This is a genomic window from Roseovarius atlanticus (assembly GCF_019802205.1).
GTDB lineage: Bacteria > Pseudomonadota > Alphaproteobacteria > Rhodobacterales > Rhodobacteraceae > Roseovarius > Roseovarius atlanticus_A.
The window spans coordinates 605,364-621,963 of the sequence record NZ_JAHVHQ010000002.1; the positions used below are offsets into that span (position 1 = coordinate 605,364).

General features: G+C 66.3%; 15 protein-coding genes. 12 read left to right on the forward strand and 3 right to left on the reverse strand.

Annotated features, from left to right (window positions below; translation table 11 throughout):
* Positions 1-93 precede the first annotated feature (93 nt).
* From KUV49_RS03125 to KUV49_RS03135, 3 genes are read left to right on the forward strand one after another with little or no spacing between them, the layout of a single operon-like run.
* A complete protein-coding gene (locus tag KUV49_RS03125; RefSeq protein ID WP_222451569.1) occupies positions 94-1,671 on the forward strand; it encodes a DUF5928 domain-containing protein in 1,578 nt (525 codons plus the stop codon).
* 11 nt (positions 1,672-1,682) lie between these two features.
* Complete coding sequence (locus KUV49_RS03130; protein WP_222451570.1) at positions 1,683-2,069, forward strand: histidine triad nucleotide-binding protein; 387 nt, start codon at positions 1,683-1,685, stop codon at positions 2,067-2,069.
* A gap of 49 nt (positions 2,070-2,118) precedes the next feature.
* The gene (locus tag KUV49_RS03135; RefSeq protein ID WP_222451571.1) at positions 2,119-2,949 is read left to right on the forward strand and encodes an ion transporter; all 831 of its coding nucleotides are present in this window, start codon (positions 2,119-2,121) and stop codon (positions 2,947-2,949) included.
* 6 nt (positions 2,950-2,955) lie between these two features.
* Here the strand turns inward: KUV49_RS03135 and KUV49_RS03140 are convergent, their stop codons facing one another.
* The gene (locus KUV49_RS03140; RefSeq protein ID WP_222451572.1) at positions 2,956-3,885 is read right to left on the reverse strand and encodes an ABC transporter ATP-binding protein; all 930 of its coding nucleotides are present in this window, start codon (positions 3,883-3,885) and stop codon (positions 2,956-2,958) included.
* Positions 3,886-3,959: 74 nt separating this feature from the next.
* Between KUV49_RS03140 and KUV49_RS03145 the strand changes: the two genes are divergently transcribed.
* Positions 3,960-4,139, forward strand: coding sequence for a zinc-finger domain-containing protein (locus KUV49_RS03145; RefSeq protein ID WP_222451573.1), 180 nt, complete (start codon positions 3,960-3,962; stop codon positions 4,137-4,139).
* Entirely contained in the window at positions 4,085-4,843 is a 759-nt protein-coding gene (locus KUV49_RS03150) for a DUF2459 domain-containing protein (protein ID WP_222451574.1), read from the forward strand. Before KUV49_RS03145 ends, KUV49_RS03150 begins: the two co-directional genes overlap by 55 nt.
* Positions 4,844-5,035: 192 nt before the next feature.
* Here the strand turns inward: KUV49_RS03150 and KUV49_RS21380 are convergent, their stop codons facing one another.
* Complete coding sequence (locus KUV49_RS21380; protein WP_261391447.1) at positions 5,036-5,164, reverse strand: hypothetical protein; 129 nt, start codon at positions 5,162-5,164, stop codon at positions 5,036-5,038.
* A 433-nt stretch (positions 5,165-5,597) separates the two neighbouring features.
* Between KUV49_RS21380 and polA the strand changes: the two genes are divergently transcribed.
* The 3 genes from polA to KUV49_RS21700 all read left to right on the forward strand — a co-directional run bounded on the left by polA (position 5,598) and on the right by KUV49_RS21700 (position 9,136).
* A complete protein-coding gene (gene polA / locus KUV49_RS03155) occupies positions 5,598-8,396 on the forward strand; it encodes a DNA polymerase I (RefSeq protein WP_222451575.1) in 2,799 nt (932 codons plus the stop codon).
* A gap of 301 nt (positions 8,397-8,697) precedes the next feature.
* Complete coding sequence (locus KUV49_RS21385; protein WP_261391446.1) at positions 8,698-8,823, forward strand: hypothetical protein; 126 nt, start codon at positions 8,698-8,700, stop codon at positions 8,821-8,823.
* Between the two features lie 94 nt (positions 8,824-8,917).
* Positions 8,918-9,136: a YdeI/OmpD-associated family protein gene (locus tag KUV49_RS21700; protein ID WP_222451576.1), complete on the forward strand. Its 219-nt coding sequence runs from the start codon at positions 8,918-8,920 to the stop codon at positions 9,134-9,136.
* Between the two features lie 15 nt (positions 9,137-9,151).
* Here the strand turns inward: KUV49_RS21700 and KUV49_RS03165 are convergent, their stop codons facing one another.
* Positions 9,152-9,733: a DUF1285 domain-containing protein gene (locus KUV49_RS03165; protein WP_222451577.1), complete on the reverse strand. Its 582-nt coding sequence runs from the start codon at positions 9,731-9,733 to the stop codon at positions 9,152-9,154.
* A gap of 69 nt (positions 9,734-9,802) precedes the next feature.
* On the opposite strand from KUV49_RS03165, the gene KUV49_RS03170 reads away from it, so the two are divergent.
* From KUV49_RS03170 to KUV49_RS03185, 4 genes are read left to right on the forward strand one after another with little or no spacing between them, the layout of a single operon-like run.
* A complete protein-coding gene (locus KUV49_RS03170) occupies positions 9,803-10,810 on the forward strand; it encodes an AAA family ATPase (RefSeq protein ID WP_152490812.1) in 1,008 nt (335 codons plus the stop codon).
* The gene (locus tag KUV49_RS03175) at positions 10,807-11,685 is read left to right on the forward strand and encodes a DUF58 domain-containing protein (RefSeq protein ID WP_222451578.1); all 879 of its coding nucleotides are present in this window, start codon (positions 10,807-10,809) and stop codon (positions 11,683-11,685) included. Before KUV49_RS03170 ends, KUV49_RS03175 begins: the two co-directional genes overlap by 4 nt.
* Positions 11,682-14,456, forward strand: a complete 2,775-nt coding sequence (locus tag KUV49_RS03180) for a DUF4159 domain-containing protein (protein WP_222451579.1) — start codon at positions 11,682-11,684, stop codon at positions 14,454-14,456. Before KUV49_RS03175 ends, KUV49_RS03180 begins: the two co-directional genes overlap by 4 nt.
* A complete protein-coding gene (locus KUV49_RS03185) occupies positions 14,453-16,501 on the forward strand; it encodes a hypothetical protein (RefSeq protein WP_222451580.1) in 2,049 nt (682 codons plus the stop codon). Before KUV49_RS03180 ends, KUV49_RS03185 begins: the two co-directional genes overlap by 4 nt.
* Positions 16,502-16,600 lie beyond the last annotated feature (99 nt).

The window sequence follows — 16,600 nt, forward strand, 5'->3', positions numbered from 1 at the left end:
GTTAAAAAAACCAAAGAAAGCCTGTTTATTCAACGGACGTTCACCTCTATCACTATAATCAATCGACGAAAGAGCAGGTCAATCGTTTCGCCCATGGCCAGGATCGCCTTCATTCTGCTGTGCCACAAGGACCCCGATGCGATCATCGGACAGGCCAACATGCTGACCGCGGCGGGCGACTACATGTCGATCCACTTCGACGCCCGCGCAAATCCCGAGCATTACAGGAAGATACGCGCGGCGCTGGCCGACAATCCCAACGTCACCTTCGCCAGCAAGCGGATCAAGTGCGGCTGGGGCGAGTGGTCGCTCGTGCAGGCCACGCTGCACGCGATCGAGGCGGCGGTCGACGCCTTCCCCCGCGCCACCCATTTCTACATGCTCTCGGGCGATTGCGCGGCCATCAAGTCGGCCCGCTACACCCATGATTTTCTCGATGCCAACGATGTCGATTACATCGAAAGCTTCGACTATTTCGCATCCGACTGGATCAAGACCGGCATGAAGGAAGAGCGGCTGATCTACCGCCATTTCTTCAACGAGCGGAACCGCAAGTGGCTGTTCTACACCTCGTACAACATCCAGAAGAAGCTGCGCCTGACGCGCGAAATTCCCGCCGACCTGCAGATCCAGATCGGCAGCCAGTGGTGGTGCCTGCGCCGGCGCACGATCGAATGGATCCTCGCGTTCACCCGCAAGCGGCGCGACGTGATGCGCTTTTTCCGCACCACCTGGATTCCGGACGAAACCTTCTTTCAGACCCTCGTGCGTCACCTCGTGCCGGAAGACGAGATCCGGACGCGAACGCTGACCTTCCTGATGTTCACCGACTACGGGATGCCGGTCACGTTCTACAACGACCACTACGACCTGCTGCTCAGCCAGGACGCCCTCTTTGCCCGCAAGATCAGCGCCGAGGCGACCGAACTGAAGACGCGCCTGGGCGCGCTCTATGCCGATGAAACCGCTCGGTTCAACATCTCGGACGAGGGGCGCAGCCTGTTCAAGTTTCTCACCGGGCGCGGGCGCATCGGCCGCCGCTTCGCCCTGCGTTTCTGGGAAACCGAAAGCACCCTGGGCCGCGAGCGCGAGCTGATGATCATCGTCTGCAAGAAATGGCACGTCGCCAAGCGGATGATCGACAAGATCCGCCAGGTCACCAACGTGCCGGCCATCGAATACCTCTTCAACGAGGAAAACACCCACCTGCCCGACCTGGGCGGCATCCAGGCCACGCTGGGCAAGCGCACGCGCCATCGCCGGGCGCTCATGCGGATGCTGTTCGACTATTTCGAGACCGACCGCCTGATCGTCTGCATGGATCCCGGCAATCTCGACCTGCTCGAGGATTTCTGCAACGACCGCTCCACGACCAAGCTGCTGGAAATCCAGTGCGAGTTCACCGACCACTACCTCGTCGGCCATGCCCGCCGCGTCGGCCTTGCCGGCGAGCAGACGCCCAGGGAAACGCTGGAACGCCTGCTGCCCACCATCCGCGGCGACATCAACTTCGAATCCGACCGGATCCGCGATGCCGAGTTCGAGAACCACAGCATCATGAAGCAATCCAACGACCCCGAGGAAAACGCCGGGCTGATCGCCCGTTTCCTTGATATCGCACCCGACAAGGCGCTAGAGATCGCCCGAACCGACCATCTTTATGCCGACTGAGGCCGCACATCATGTCCTTTGCCTATGACGACCAGAATATCTTCGCCAAGATCCTACGCGGCGAGATCCCCAACGACACCGTGCTGGAAACCGAGCACACGCTCGCCTTCAATGACATCGAGCCGCAAGCGCCCGTGCATGTGCTGGTGATCCCCAAAGGGCCTTACGTGTGCCACGACCATTTCGCGGCCGAAGCGTCCGAGGCGGAACTGGTGGACTTCATGCGCGTCACTGCCCGGGTCTGCGCCATGACCGGCGTCTCGCCGGGCGACGGCAAACCGGGCTATCGCACCATCTCGAACGCCGGCGAGGCCGGGGTCCAGGAAGTGCCGCATTACCACATGCACATCCTTGGCGGGCGCGGTCTCGGGCGGATGCTGGCCAAGGCCGACAACTAAGGCGTTCCGCGCCTTGCGCCCCCGCGCAGCCTGCCCCATATCCAGCGCCATGAGCCAGTCAATCCAGTCCAGTCCCCAGGGCCTGCGCGCCCGCGTCGAAACCCTCGTCAGCCGCACGAGCTTTCAGAATTTCATCCTCGCGGTGATCCTCTTCAACGCCGTGGTGCTGGGGCTGGAGACGTCGCAGACCGCGATGGCGGCCGCCGGTCCGCTGATCGTCATGCTGGACAAGATCTGTCTTGCGATCTTCGTGGTCGAAATCGGGCTGAAACTCTTCGCCCGCGGCACGGGGTTCTTCCGAAACGGCTGGAACGTCTTCGACTTCGTGATCGTCGGCATCTCGCTCATCCCCTCGGCTCAAGGTCTCTCGGTGCTTCGCGCCCTGCGCATCCTGCGCCTGTTGCGTGTGCTGTCGGTCACTCCGTCCCTGCGCCGCGTGGTCGAGGGGTTGATGAACGCCCTGCCCGGCATGGGCTCGGTCTTCCTGCTGATGGGGATCATCTTCTACATCGGCTCGGTCATGGCGACCAAGCTGTTCGGCGGCGGATGCCCCGCCTGCACCCCCGAACAGGCCACGCTGTTCGACCAATGGTTCGGCACCATCGGGCGCTCGGGCTATTCGCTCTTCCAGATCATGACGCTGGAATCGTGGTCCATGGGCATCGTCCGCCCGGTGATGGAGGTCTACCCCTACGCCTGGGCCTTCTTCGTGCCGTTCATCCTGGTAACCACCTTCGCCGTGGTGAACCTCGTCGTCGGCCTGATCGTGAACTCGATGCAGGACGCCCACAACCTCGAGGCCGAAGAACGCACCGACACCTACCGTGACGAGGTGCTGCAACGCCTGAAATCCATCGAGGTCAAGCTGCAGGACAAGTAGCCGCCCTCAACGCGAGCGCGTCAGCTCCAGGAACACTTCTTCCAGGTCCGCCTGCTCGGTCCGCACGTCCCGGATGCGCATCCCCGAGGCCCGCACCGCCTCCAGCACCGCCTCGGCCGACATCTTCGTCGAGCGATAACTGATCGCCACCTGTCCCCCGGGACGCGTCTCGACGGTCAGGCCTTCGCCCTCGGGCAGCTTGCCGGGTTCTTCCTCAGGCTCGATCACCATCGTGCGCCGGTCCATCTGGCCCAGAAGGTGCGCCGTGCTGTCCCGCGCCACGACCGAGCCTTCGTTGATGATGGCGATCTCGTCGCACATCTCCTCGGCTTCCTCCAGGTAATGCGTGGTCAGGATGATCGTCATCCCCTGCTCGTTCAGCTTGCGCACGTTCTGCCACAGCATCTGGCGCAGCTCGATATCCACGCCCGCCGTCGGCTCGTCCAGCACCAGGATATGCGGGTGATGCACCAGCGCCTTGGCCAGCAACAGCCGCCGCCGCATCCCGCCCGACAGCGTCCGGGCATAGGCCTCGGCCTTGTCGCTCAGCCCCACCAGTTCCAGTATCTCGTCGCTGCGCCGGTCCTTTTTCGGCACGCCATACAAGCCCGCTTGCACCTCCAGCGCCGCGCGCGGCGCAAAGAACGGATCCAGGTTCAGCTCCTGCGGCATCACGCCGATCGACGCCCGGCTTTGCCGCGGGTTCACATCCTGGTCGAAGCCCCAGATCTTCACTTGCCCCGCGGTCTTGGTCACCAGCCCGGCCAGGATGTTGATCAGCGTCGACTTGCCTGCGCCATTGGGCCCCAACAGGCCAAAGACCGACCCCTTCGGCACGTCCAGGTCCACCCCCGTCAGCGCTGGCTTGGACATGCCGTGCTTGCCGCCGCCATAGACCTTCTCCAGGCCTCTCACTTCGATTGCATTTGTCGGCATGGCGGCTCTTGTCCCCGGGTGTCTCTCGGATATAGTCTGCCCCGACCTACTTGCAGCCAAAAGGAACGCCGTCAATGGTGACCCAAGCCCCCGAGACCCGCATCGTCGACAGCTACCGCGTGGCCTGTGATGGCGGCGAAGCGGCACTGGGCCACCCGCGTGTGTGGCTGACCATCCCGCAGGACATCGGCTTCGTCGAATGCCCCTATTGCGACGCCAAGCTGGTGCACCGCGATTTCGAGGGCAAGGTCTGAGCCACGCAGTCCGGACGATCGGCAAAACCGTCTTCCGCGTCGCGCTCGGCCTCGTCGCACTGGTCGGCCTCTATCTGCTCGCCGCGATTGCGGGCGCCCTCATCCCCGGCCCGCTCGCGCTCAACCCGTCAGCCGAAGACGGCCCGCCAATCGAGATCCGGCTGGTCGCGGGTCCGATCCACTATGACCTTCTCCTGCCACTGACACCCCGCACACAGGCGCGCTTCTTCCACCTCGAACAGGCGGGCCTGCCCCTTGCGGACCCCCACGCCGAGTGGCTGGTGATCGGCTGGAGCAGCCGCGCGTTCTACACTCACGAAGGCCCCAACAGCGATGTCCCCGCCGCCACGCTCTGGCGCGCCGTCACCGGCGACGATGCCGTCCTGCGCGCCGACGTGATCGGGCCGCTGCCCCAAGGGTATGAAAGCCCGGTCCTGAAGGTGACACAAGCAGAGTACGCCGCGCTTCTGACCGCAATCCTGCGTCAACTGAAACCGGACGCCGATCACGCGGCCATCGCGCTCACCGCCCCCGGCTTTACCGATACGGATATGTTCTTCGAGGCGACGGGCCGCTTCCATATCTTCCGCACCTGCAACACCTGGGTCTCGCGCACCCTGCGTCGCGCGGGCATCCGCTTCGGCGCGTGGACCCCGACACCCTACGCCGTGACGCTCTCGCACCGCCGCTTCCATCCCGGCTGACAGCACGCAACCTACCCCTTCCGTCGCGATGCTGGCGCAAGACGCATTGGGTGGGTGGTTTCTGAACATCGCCAGCCAGCCTGAGAACAGCAAGCAGGCAGCTGACCTATGGCCCTTGAAATGTCATCCCTCGCATATCGCGCGGTCACGACCTGGCCGATCCTGAAATTGCTTTTTCGACGGTTCCGCGCCTCAAATCATCGCGAAATCGCTGAAGACCCGCCTCGAAATGACGATTGGTTTCTCGGTGTCGCTGGTCTTGACCGGCTCACCGGGCTTGGGCCGTGTCGCATCAGGGGGTTTGGGATCTGTCTTGGCCATTTTCTTGCTCCGCTTGAGGCGGCGTTCCGGCCAAGGCGCGCTCGACCGGCGCCACAGGTTTCAAGTTTCGTGCAGAAAGGCCGACCATAATACAGCGGTCACATCTTCAAATCTCTTTAAAAAATCAGCCTTTCTACATCTGCCAGTGTGCCCGATGCAGGATGTTCGGTCCAGCGTTACGGCAGAAAATCAGTGTCTCCAAATCCGGCAAAATCAAACAACCCACTGTCAAACAACAAGCTTCCCTCGCGCCACCAACGGATATGCACGCACTGCCACGCCCATCGCCTTCGGCGGATGGACACCAACGCCCCATGCCGTGACCCTCTGGCACCGCTGGTTCCACCCCGGCTGATCCCCGGCAAAAACTCAGGCTGGAACTGCCCTGACGGGCATGAGATACGTATTCCGACAGCAAGGAAAGGCGCGGCACATGGCATTCGGCAAGGGACATCACCTGCACCTGATCGACGGGTCGGCCTTCATCTTCCGCGCCTACCACGCGCTGCCCCCGCTCACCCGCAAATCCGACGGGTTGCCCATCGGCGCGGTCTCGGGCTTCTGCAACATGCTGCAGAAATATGTCGAGGACAGCACCGGCGCCGACGCCCCCACCCATGTCGCGGTGATCTTCGACAAGGGCAGCCACACCTTCCGCAACGACATGTACCCCGAGTACAAGGCCAACCGCGACGAGATGCCCGAGGATTTGCGCCCGCAGATTCCGCTCACCCGCCGCGCGACCGAGGCGTTCAATATCGCCTGCAAGGAAATGGAAGGCTACGAGGCCGACGACATGATCGCCACCCTCGCCGTCCAGGCCCGTGACGCCGGCGGGCGCGTGACCATCATCAGCTCCGACAAGGACCTGATGCAGCTGGTCGGCGGCGGGGTGGAAATGCTGGATGCGATGAAGAACCGCCGCATCGACCGCGACGGGGTCGAGGAAAAATTCGGCGTCGGCCCCGAACGCGTCGTCGACGTGCAGGCCCTCGCGGGCGACAGCGTCGACAACGTGCCCGGCGCGCCCGGCATCGGCATCAAGACCGCCGCGCTGCTGATCAACGAGTACGGCAGCCTCGAGGAACTCCTCGACCGCGCCGGGGAAATCAAGCAGCCCAAGCGCCGCGAGACTCTGATCGAAAAGCGCGAGCAGATCGAGCTGTCGAAGAAACTCGTGCAGCTCGACTGCGAAACCCCGCTCGATTTCACCCTCGACGACCTCGAGGTCCGCGAGCCCGATCCCGACACCCTGCTGGCTTTCCTGACCGAGATGGAATTCCGCACGCTGACCAAGCGCATCGCCGACGCGCTGGATGTCGAGGCCCCCGCCATCCCCGAGCCCACCGCACCGGAGTCGGGCGAGGACAGCGCCCCCGACTGGCCGCCCATCGACCCCGCGAAATACGAGCGCGTCTCGGACATGGACGCGCTGCAAGGCTGGATCGACCGCATCATCGCCCGCGGCTACGTCGCCGTCGACACCGAGACCACGTCGCTCAACGAGATGCAGGCCGATCTGGTGGGCATCTGCCTTTCCCTCGACCCGGGCGAGGCGTGCTATGTCCCGCTCGGCCACAAGGACGGCAATGCGGATGACCTCTTCGGCTCCGACGCCCTGCTCGACGGCCAGATCCCGATGCAGGACGCGCTCGATGCGCTCAGACCCGTGCTCGAGGATCCGTCGATCCTCAAGATCGGGCAGAACATGAAATACGACACCAAGATCCTGGCCAGTTACGACATCGCCATGGCGCCCATCGACGACACGATGCTGATGTCCTACGCGCTCTATTCCGGCATGCACGGCCACGGCATGGACACGCTCGCCGAACGCTACCTGTCGCACACCCCGATCCCCATCAAGGAGCTTCTGGGCACCGGCAAATCCGCCATCACCTTCGACCGCGTGCCCATCGACGAGGCGGTGAAATACGCCGCCGAAGATGCCGACATCACCCTGCGCCTCTGGCACACGTTCAAACCGCAGCTGCACCGCGCGAAAGTCACCACCGTCTACGAGACGCTGGAACGCCCGCTGGTGCCCGTGCTGGCGCAGATGGAGCGCAACGGCATCAAGGTCGACAAGGACACGCTCAGCCGCATGTCCGCCGCCTTCGCCCAGAAGATGGCCGGGCTCGAGGCCGAGATTCACGAACTGGCCGGCGAGAAGTTCAACGTCGGCTCCCCGGCCCAGCTGGGCGATATCCTCTTCGACAAGATGGCCCTGCCGGGCGGCAAGCGCGGCAAGAACGGCAAGTATTCCACCCCCGCCGACGTGCTCGAGGACCTCGCCACCGAACACGACCTGCCGGCCCGCGTGATGGACTGGCGCCAGGTCTCCAAGCTCAAGTCCACCTATACCGACGCCCTGCAGGACCATATCGACCCCGACACGGGCCGCGTCCACACCTCTTACGTCCAGACCGGCGCCAGCACCGGCCGCCTCGCCTCGACAGACCCCAACCTGCAGAACATCCCCATCCGCACCGAGGAAGGCCGCCGCATCCGCGAGGCCTTCGTGGCAGAGGACGGCAACACGCTCGTCGCGCTGGACTACAGCCAGATCGAGCTGCGAATCCTCGCCCATATCGCCGATATCCCGGCGCTCAAGGACGCCTTCCGCGACGGACAGGACATTCACGCCATGACGGCGTCCGAGATGTTTGACGTCTCAATGGACGACATGACGCCAGAGATCCGCCGCCGCGCCAAGGCGATCAATTTCGGCGTGATCTACGGCATCTCGGGCTTCGGGCTGGCGCGGAACCTGCGCATTCCGCGCGCCGACGCGCAGGCCTTCATCGACCGCTATTTCGAACGCTTCCCGGGCATCCGCACCTACATGGACGACACCGTCGCCTTCGCCAAGGAACACGGCTTCGTCCAGACCCTTTTCGGCCGCAAGATCCACACGCCCGAGATCGGCGCCAAGGGGCCGCGCGCCGGTTTTGCCCGCCGCGCCGCGATCAACGCGCCGATCCAGGGCACCGCCGCCGATATCATCCGCCGCGCCATGATTCGCATGCCCGACGCCATCGAAGGCCTGCCTTGCAAAATGCTGCTCCAGGTCCACGACGAACTGCTGTTCGAGGTCTCCGATGGCGCCGAGGACAAGGTCATCGACACCGCCCGCAAGGTGATGGAAGAGGCCGCCCGCCCGGCCCTGCACCTGGACGTGCCGCTGGTGGTCGACGCAGGCCGGGGAAGCAACTGGGCCGAAGCGCACTGAACTCCGCATAAAGCCTTGGAACCAAGCACGAGTTGCCGGAATCAAGCGCCCGCGCAATAGGTCGTTTCGCGGTCCGGGAAAGTGACTTTTCCAAGGCGAAGAGCAAAAGTAGCACAGTTGCAACAGTGCCAAACCCATAGAAAATCGCGGAATCCCGCTCAAAAAGGCATTTACGTGACAAAAATGCTGTCCTAGAAGCCATAGCAGCCGGAGATTCGCGTTTTTACGCAAGCTCTTGTGTTGACAACAAATCGCGTTCAAACACAGTATCGGGCGCGTGACATGGAAGGAATTTGTTCACATGAAAAACAAGATCGCAATGATTGCTGCTCTCATCGCAACCGTCGGCCTGGCCGCCTGTGCACAGCAACAACAAGAAGAAGTCGTGGTTCCGGTTGAGCCTGAGCCCGTTACGACGAAGTACTAATCTTCGACGTTTTCCCGGGTCGGGGCATGGCACCTTCGGGTGCCCGTTCCGGCCCGGGTTACCTTTCTTCCGCCGCCGACGGCCAATCCGCCTGATGCCCTCCGCATCGGGTTTTTTTGTGTCTGCAGGATCCGCCTTCAACGATCCCTCACGTCCATTGGTGGCGGTCTGGGATGACTGGCCGCGCAGCGTTCGGCGCGGCACGCTCGAATGGATCAAGACGGCCAGGACCACGCGAACCCGTCAGAAACGCATCGACGATGTGGTCGACAGCGCCGCTGCGAACCGGCGTCCGACACCGTTCCGGCGCTGACGCTGCCCGGGGCGTTTACGAGGCCGGCAACTCGTCGGAGGGGATCATCGGAAAGAACGCCCCGTCCGACCGCACGCCGAACCAGCCGCCCTCGTGCGCGCCCAGATCAACCAGCCGGTAAAACGACTTGCGGTCGATCAGCGCCTCCAGCCCGGCCCGCACATGCAGGTAGGGCGACGGCTCGCCCGTCTCGGGGTCACGCTCCACCCGGATCGCGTTGTCCGGCCCCGCCAGCACGTGATCGCCCACGTTGGTCACGAAGACCAGCATCTGCGCCGCGCCCTCGCCTTCCACCTCGAAATCCACCGCCACGAAAGGCGCGTCGTCCACGACGATCCCGACCTTTTCCACCGGCGTGACAAGGTAATGGCGATCGCCTTCCTTCTTCAGGATCGTCGAGAACAGCCGCACCAGGCCCTGCCGCTCGATCACCGTGCCTTCGTGGTACCACGTCCCGTCCCGCGCGATCCGCATGTCGATCTCGCCGGTAAACTCGGGCGTCCAAAGATGCACGGGCGGCAGGCCTTTGCCGCCTTCCCTGCGTGCCGTTTCGGCAAGGCTTTCCGCTGACGGGGTTGTGACCGATTTATTGCTCATTGCTTTTGCCATTTTGCTTGTGCGCGATACACTCTACCCAAGCGATATAGCCCATACCGGAGTTTTGCCATGACCGACGACGCCGACCTGCTGGCCGGGATCGAAGCCCTCGAGGACAAGCTGGCCCAGGCCCGCGCCTCGATCACCCGCCGCTTCATCGGGCAGGAACGGGTCGTCGACCTGTCGCTCTCGGCGCTGCTCTGCGGCGGGCACGGCCTGCTGGTGGGCCTGCCCGGCCTCGGCAAGACCCGGCTGGTCGAAACGCTCAGTGTCGTCATGGGCCTCGATTCGAACCGGGTGCAGTTCACTCCCGACCTGATGCCCGCCGACATCCTGGGCTCCGAGGTGCTGGAAACCGGCGCCGACGGGACCCGCGCGTTCAAGTTCATTCCCGGCCCGATCTTCTGCCAGCTTCTAATGGCCGACGAGATCAACCGCGCCAGCCCCCGCACCCAGTCCGCGCTCCTGCAGGCCATGCAGGAACGGCAAGTCTCGGTCGCCGGCGAGGACCGTCCGCTGACTCCGCCCTTCCACGTGCTGGCGACGCAGAACCCCATCGAGCAGGAAGGCACCTACCCCCTGCCCGAGGCCCAGCTTGACCGCTTCCTCGTGCAGATTGACGTGCCCCATCCCGACCGCGACACCGAGCGCGCGATCCTGCTCGCCACCACCGGCGCCACCGAGGATGTGGCCCACCAGGTCTTCACCGCCGAAGACCTCATCGCCGCGCAGACCCTCCTGCGCCGGATGCCCGTGGGCGAGGCGGTAATGGAACAGATCATCGACCTTGTCCGCGCCTTCCGCCCCGACGACGCCACCTCCTCCGAGACGGTGCGCGAAAACGTCGCCTGGGGTCCCGGCCCCCGTGCCGCGCAGGCGCTGATGCTGACCGTCCGCGCCCGCGCCATGATCCAGGGCCGGCTGGCCCCCGATGCCGACGATATCGCGGCCATGGCCCAGCCTGTCCTGACCCACCGCATGGCGCTCAACTTCGCCGCCCGTGCGCGCGGGGAAAACCTCGACGACCTCATCGCCGCCACCGTCGCCCAAGTGACGAGGACCGAGGCCGCCGCTTGACCCAGATCGCCCCTCTCCGCGCCCGGTCCGAGGCCGAGGCCGCCCGCTTTCCCGCGCTCCTGGCGCGGGCAGAGCACCTGGCGGGAACCGTCCTTCTGGGCGAACACGGCCGCCGCCGCGCGGGCATGGGCGACGATTTCTGGCAGTACCGGCCCGTGCAGGCCGGGGATGAGCTGCGCCATATCGACTGGCGCCGCTCCGCCCGCTCGGACACGCAATTTTTGCGCCAGCGCGAATGGCAGATCGCCCAGAGCGTCACGCTCTGGGTCGACGGCGCCGCCTCCATGCGCTTCGCCTCCGATGACAGCCTGCCGCAAAAGGCCGACCGCGCCCGCCTTCTGTCGCTGGCCATCGCCATCCTGCTCAATCGCGCGGGCGAACGCATTGGCCTCTCGGGTGCCGACCTGCCGCCCCGCCGCGGCGATGCCCAGATCGAGCGTCTCGCCATGGCCCTCGGACAGGACGGCCCCGACGATTACGGCGCGCCCCAGACCACCGGGATGCTGTCGCACGGACGCGCGCTCTTCCTGTCCGATTTCCTCGGTGATCTCGACCCGGTGCGCAACGCGCTGACCGCCGCCGCCGACCGCGGCGTGCGCGGCGTGCTCTACCAGATTCTCGACCCGGCCGAGGAAAGCTTCCCCTACCGTGGCCGCACCATCTTCGAATCGGTGGGCGGCACGATGGTGCACGAAACGCTCAAGGCGTCGGAACTGCGCGACCGCTACCTGGAACGCCTCGCCGCCCGCAAGGACGCCCTGCGGCACCTCTGCGCCACCACCGGCTGGCTCTACGGCACGCACCACACGTCGGACTCCGCGCAAACCGCGCTCCTGTGGCTTTACAACGCGTTCGACGGGGGGCACGGACGATGACCATCGGCCCCCTCGGCTTTGCCGCGCCCTGGCTTCTGGTGGCGCTGGCGGCGTTGCCCATCCTGTGGCTGATCCTGCGCGCCGTGCCGCCCGCCCCCATCCGCCGCCGCTTCCCGGGCGTGGCGCTGCTTCTGGGGCTGCGCGACGACGACAGCGTGTCGGACCGCACGCCCTGGTGGCTCTTGCTCCTGCGGATGCTGGCCGTCGCCGCCGTTATCATCGGCCTCGCCGGTCCCATCCTCAACCCGCAGGACCAGGCCCAGGCCAACCGCACCGGCCCCATGCTGATCGTACTCGATTCCAGCTGGGCCAGCGCCCGTGACTGGCCCGCGAAAGAGGACCTGCTCGATTCCATGCTGGCCGAGGCCGGGCGCAACGCCCGCCCCGTCGGCATCCTGCAACTCTCCGACCCCGAGACGCCGGTCTTCCAGTCCGCCGAGACGTGGCGCACCCGCTTGACCGGCCTCGCCCCCGCCGCCTGGGCGCCCCAGCCCGAGGACTACGAGCAAGCCGCCACCCTGCTGGGCGACGAGGATTTCGAAACCCGCTGGTTCTCGGACGGCCTGGCCCGCGAGGGCCGGCAGACCCTGCTCGACGCCCTGCAGGATCGCGGCCCCGTCACCGTTCACGAAAGCGCCGTGCCGATCTACGCCCTGACGCCCGCGGTGGTCGAGGACGACGCCCTCCGCCTCACCGCCACGCGCGCCGATCCCGGCCCCGCCCGCGACATCACGGTCGAGGCGCATGGCCGCGACCCCTCCGGCGCCCAGCGCCTTCTGGCCACCCAGGACATCTCCTTCGACGCGGGCGCCAAGGAAGCCACCACGCTTCTCTCCCTGCCCGCCGAACTGCGCGCCCGCCTCACCCGGTTCGAGATCGCGGGCCAGTCCCATGCCGGCGCCGTCACCCTGACCGATGACAGCCTCAAGCGCCGCGAGGTCGCGCTCATCGCCGGCCGCGAAGACCGCGAAGGCCTCGAACTCCTGTCGCCGCTCCACTACCTCGAACAGGCCCTCGAACCCACCGCCGACCTGCTCGACGGCAGCCTCGGCGACGTCCTCCCCGCCAATCCCGATGTGGTCGTGCTGGCCGATGTCGCCACGCTCTCGGGCGCGGAACAGGCCGACCTGCTCGACTGGACCGACCGGGGCGGCATGCTCCTGCGCTTCGCCGGCCCGCGCCTCGCCGCCTCGGACGTCTCGCGCACCGAGGAAGACCCGCTCATGCCCGTCCGCCTGCGCGCCGGGGGCCGATCCGTCGGCGGCGCCATGAGCTGGGGCGAACCCAAGCAACTCGCCCCCTTCCCCGAATCGAGCCCCTTTTTCGGCCTCGACGTGCCCTCCGACGTCACCGTCACCGCCCAGGTCATGGCCCAGCCCGACCCCACACTGGCCGACCGCGTCATCGCCCAGCTCAGCGACGGCACTCCCCTCGTGACCCGCAAACGCATCGGACAGGGCCAGGTCGTGCTCTTCCACGTCACCGCCAATGCCGAGTGGTCCACCCTGCCGCTCTCGGGCCTCTTCGTGCAGATGCTCGAACGGCTGGCCATCTCCTCCAGCCTCGCCCTGCCCGACCTGGCCGAGCTGGAAGGCACAACCTGGCAGCCCGTGCAGGTCCTCTCCGGCTCGGGCGTCCTGGAAGATGCCAGCACCCTGCCCGGCGTCGACGGCACCCGCTTCGTCGAGGATGTCCCAGGCCCCGACTTCCGCCCGGGTCTCTATGACGGTCCCGACCGGCGCCTCGCGCTCAACGTCCTGCCCTCCGGCACCACGCTCACCCCCGTCAGCTGGCCCGCGCACCTGCCCGTCCTGGGCCTCGACCGCCCGCCCGAGGCCGCGCTCGGCGGCTGGTTCCTCGCCGGCGCGCTCTTGATCCTGATGGCCGACATCCTCGCCTCGCTGGCGCTTTCGGGCCGCCTCATGCCCGCCCGCGCCACGATGTCCGCGCTGCTTCTGGCGCTCCTGCTCAGCCCGCAGACGGCCGACGCTCAGGACGACACCATGACCGAGGCCGACGAAAAGGCCCTCATGGCCGCGTCCGAGGTCGTGCTCGGCCACATCATCACAGGCGACAGCAGTCTCGACAACGCCGCCCAGGCCGGCCTGCGCGGCCTTGGCGAAACCCTCTTCTTCCGCACCTCCGTGGAACCGGCAGACCCGGTCGGCGTGAACCTCGAAACCGACGAGCTTTCGGTCTACCCGTTCCTCTACTGGCCGATCTCCCCCGATCAGCCGATCCCCTCCGACCAAGCCTACGTCAAGCTCAACGACTACCTGCGCACCGGCGGCATGATCCTCTTCGACACGCGCGACGCCAACGTCGCGGGCTTCGGCGCGTCCTCGCCCACCGGCCGCAAGCTGCAACGCCTCGCCCGCCCGCTCGACATCCCCCCGCTGGAACCCATCCCCGAGGACCACGTGCTCACTCGCACCTTCTACCTGCTCCAGGATTTCCCGGGCCGCCACACCGGCCGCTCCGTCTGGGTCGAATCCGCGCCAGCGGATGCCGAACAGGTCGAGGGGATGCCCTTCCGCAACCTCAACGACAACGTGACGCCGGTGGTCATCGGCGGCAATGACTGGGCCGCCGCCTGGGCCATGGACGAACGCGGCAATCCGCTCTTTCCCGTGGGCCGCGGCTTTGCCGGCGAACGCCAGCGCGAACTCGCGTACCGCTTCGGTGTCAACCTCGTGATGCACGTGCTGACCGGCAACTACAAATCCGACCAGGTGCACGTGCCCGCCCTTCTCGACAGGCTTGGCCAATGACCGGCAGCATCGTTTTCGAACCGCTTCTGAACCCGTGGCTGATCGCGGCTCTGGCCGGCATGATGATGACCGGCACCGCGCTCGCCATCTGGCGCGGCCTCTCCGGCTGGCCCTTCCGCGCGCTGGCCGGGCTGGTCGTGCTGGCGGCGCTTCTCGGCCCCGTCTACCAGGCCGAGGACCGCGAACCGCTCACCGACATCGTCCTGATGATCGAGGATGAAAGCGCCAGCCAGGCCCTGGGCGACCGCGCCTCCCTCACAACCTCCACCGCCGACGATCTCGCCGCCCGCATCGCCGCGCGCGACAACACCGAGCTGCGCCGCATCACCGTCCCCGACGGCGCCGACAACTCCGGCACCCAGCTCATGACCGCCCTGTCCGAGGCGCTGGCCGAGGAACCGCGCGCCCGCATCGCCGGCGCGATCCTCATGTCCGACGGCCGCCTGCACGACCTCGACCGCGCCCCCGACATGCCCGCGCCCCTCCACCTGCTGCATACCGGCCGCGAAGAGGATTGGGACCGCAAGCTGGTGGTCGAGAACGCCCCCGCCTTCGCCATCCTGGGCGAGGAAATCCGGATGACCCTGCGCATCACCGACGACGGCGCCGCCCCCGAAGGCACCAGCACCGTGCCCGTCGACGTATCGGTCGACGGCGAGGACCCGCAGCGCTTCAACGTCCCCCTGAACGAGGATATCGACCTGCCCCTGCGCCTGCCCCATGGCGGCCGCAACGTGCTGCAATTCTCCACCCCCGCCGTCGAGGGAGAACTGACCGACCGAAACAACACCGCTCTGGTCCAGATCAACGGCGTCCGCGACCGGCTCAGCGTGCTCCTCGTCTCGGGCGAACCCCACGCCGGGGGGCGCACCTGGCGCAACCTGCTGAAATCCGACAGCTCGGTCGACCTCGTCCACTTCACCATCCTGCGCCCGCCCGAAAAACAGGACGGCGTGCCGGTGCGCGAGCTGTCCCTCATCGCCTTTCCCACCCGCGAGCTCTTCCTCGAAAAGATCGACGATTTCGACCTCATCATTTTCGACCGCTACAAGCGCCGCGGCATCCTGCCCTCGCTCTATCTCGACAACGTGCGCAACTACGTCGAAGGCGGCGGCGCGGTCCTTATCGCCGCCGGTCCCGACTATGCCGCCGCCGACAGCCTCTACCGCACCCCGCTCGAGGCGATCCTGCCCGGCCGCCCCACCGCCCGCGTGCTCGAGGAACGCTACAGCCCCTCCATCACCGACCTGGGCCAGCGCCACCCGGTCACGGCAGGTCTTGAACAGGAATTCGGCGGCGAATGGGGCCGCTGGATGCGCCAGATCGAGGTCGAGGAAACCTCCGGCGACACCGTCATGACCGGCGTCGGCGACCGCCCCCTCCTGACCCTTGACCGCGTCGGCGAGGGGCGCGTCGCGCTTCTGGCCTCCGACCACGCCTGGCTCTGGAACCGCGGCTTCGAAGGCGGCGGACCTCAACTGGAACTCCTGCGCCGTCTCGCCCACTGGATGATGAAGGAACCCGAACTGGAGGAAGAAGCCCTCTGGGCCGAGGCCACCGGCCAGCAGATGCGCATCGTCCGCCGCTCGCTCGAAGACAGCGTCGGCCCGGTCACCATCACCACCCCGGAGGACGAACAGATCGAGATGGAGCTGGAAGAGGTCTCGCCCGGCCGGTTCGAAGCCCTCTTCGACGGCCCCGCCATCGGGCTCTACCGGCTTGAAAACGGCGAGCACACCGCCGTCATCGGTCTCGGCCCCGCCTCCCCGGTGGAATTCGAGAACACCATTGCCGACACCGAAACGCTGGAGCCCTACATCTCCGAGACCGGCGGCGGCATCCACCCGCTGGCCGACGGCCCGCCGCGCATCCGCACCGTGCGCGAGGGGCGCGCCATGTCAGGCCGCGGCTGGATCGGCCTTCTGGACCGCAACGCCTACCAGACCCGCTCGGTCACCCAGACGCCGCTCCTGCCCGCTTGGCTGGTGCTGCTGCTGGCCGCGACCCTCATCGTCGGTGGCTGGCTCCGCGAGGGCCGCCAGTAATCGCGCCCCGCTTCCTCTGGCCAAAAATATCCCCGCCGGAGGCTCCCACGCCGGCCACACGCGATTTGTTTGGGAAAACCGCGTCACGCCGCCACGGGC

Bases quoted from the DNA above. Each gene is read 5' to 3' on its own strand.
- KUV49_RS03135 (WP_222451571.1), top strand. From the start codon at position 2,119: ATGAGCCAGTCAATCCAGTCCAGTCCCCAGGGCCTGCGCGCCCGCGTC.
- KUV49_RS03130 (WP_222451570.1), top strand. From the start codon at position 1,683: ATGTCCTTTGCCTATGACGACCAGAATATCTTCGCCAAGATCCTACGC.
- KUV49_RS03165 (WP_222451577.1), bottom strand. From the start codon at position 9,733: ATGAGCAATAAATCGGTCACAACCCCGTCAGCGGAAAGCCTTGCCGAA.
- KUV49_RS03185 (WP_222451580.1), top strand. From the start codon at position 14,453: ATGACCGGCAGCATCGTTTTCGAACCGCTTCTGAACCCGTGGCTGATC.
- KUV49_RS03150 (WP_222451574.1), top strand. From the start codon at position 4,085: ATGCCCCTATTGCGACGCCAAGCTGGTGCACCGCGATTTCGAGGGCAA.
- KUV49_RS03180 (WP_222451579.1), top strand. From the start codon at position 11,682: ATGACCATCGGCCCCCTCGGCTTTGCCGCGCCCTGGCTTCTGGTGGCG.
- KUV49_RS21380 (WP_261391447.1), bottom strand. From the start codon at position 5,164: ATGGCCAAGACAGATCCCAAACCCCCTGATGCGACACGGCCCAAGCCC.
- KUV49_RS03170 (WP_152490812.1), top strand. From the start codon at position 9,803: ATGACCGACGACGCCGACCTGCTGGCCGGGATCGAAGCCCTCGAGGAC.
- KUV49_RS21700 (WP_222451576.1), top strand. From the start codon at position 8,918: ATGCCCTCCGCATCGGGTTTTTTTGTGTCTGCAGGATCCGCCTTCAAC.
- KUV49_RS03145 (WP_222451573.1), top strand. From the start codon at position 3,960: ATGGTGACCCAAGCCCCCGAGACCCGCATCGTCGACAGCTACCGCGTG.
- KUV49_RS03125 (WP_222451569.1), top strand. From the start codon at position 94: ATGGCCAGGATCGCCTTCATTCTGCTGTGCCACAAGGACCCCGATGCG.
- KUV49_RS21385 (WP_261391446.1), top strand. From the start codon at position 8,698: ATGAAAAACAAGATCGCAATGATTGCTGCTCTCATCGCAACCGTCGGC.
- KUV49_RS03140 (WP_222451572.1), bottom strand. From the start codon at position 3,885: ATGCCGACAAATGCAATCGAAGTGAGAGGCCTGGAGAAGGTCTATGGC.
- polA (WP_222451575.1), top strand. From the start codon at position 5,598: ATGGCATTCGGCAAGGGACATCACCTGCACCTGATCGACGGGTCGGCC.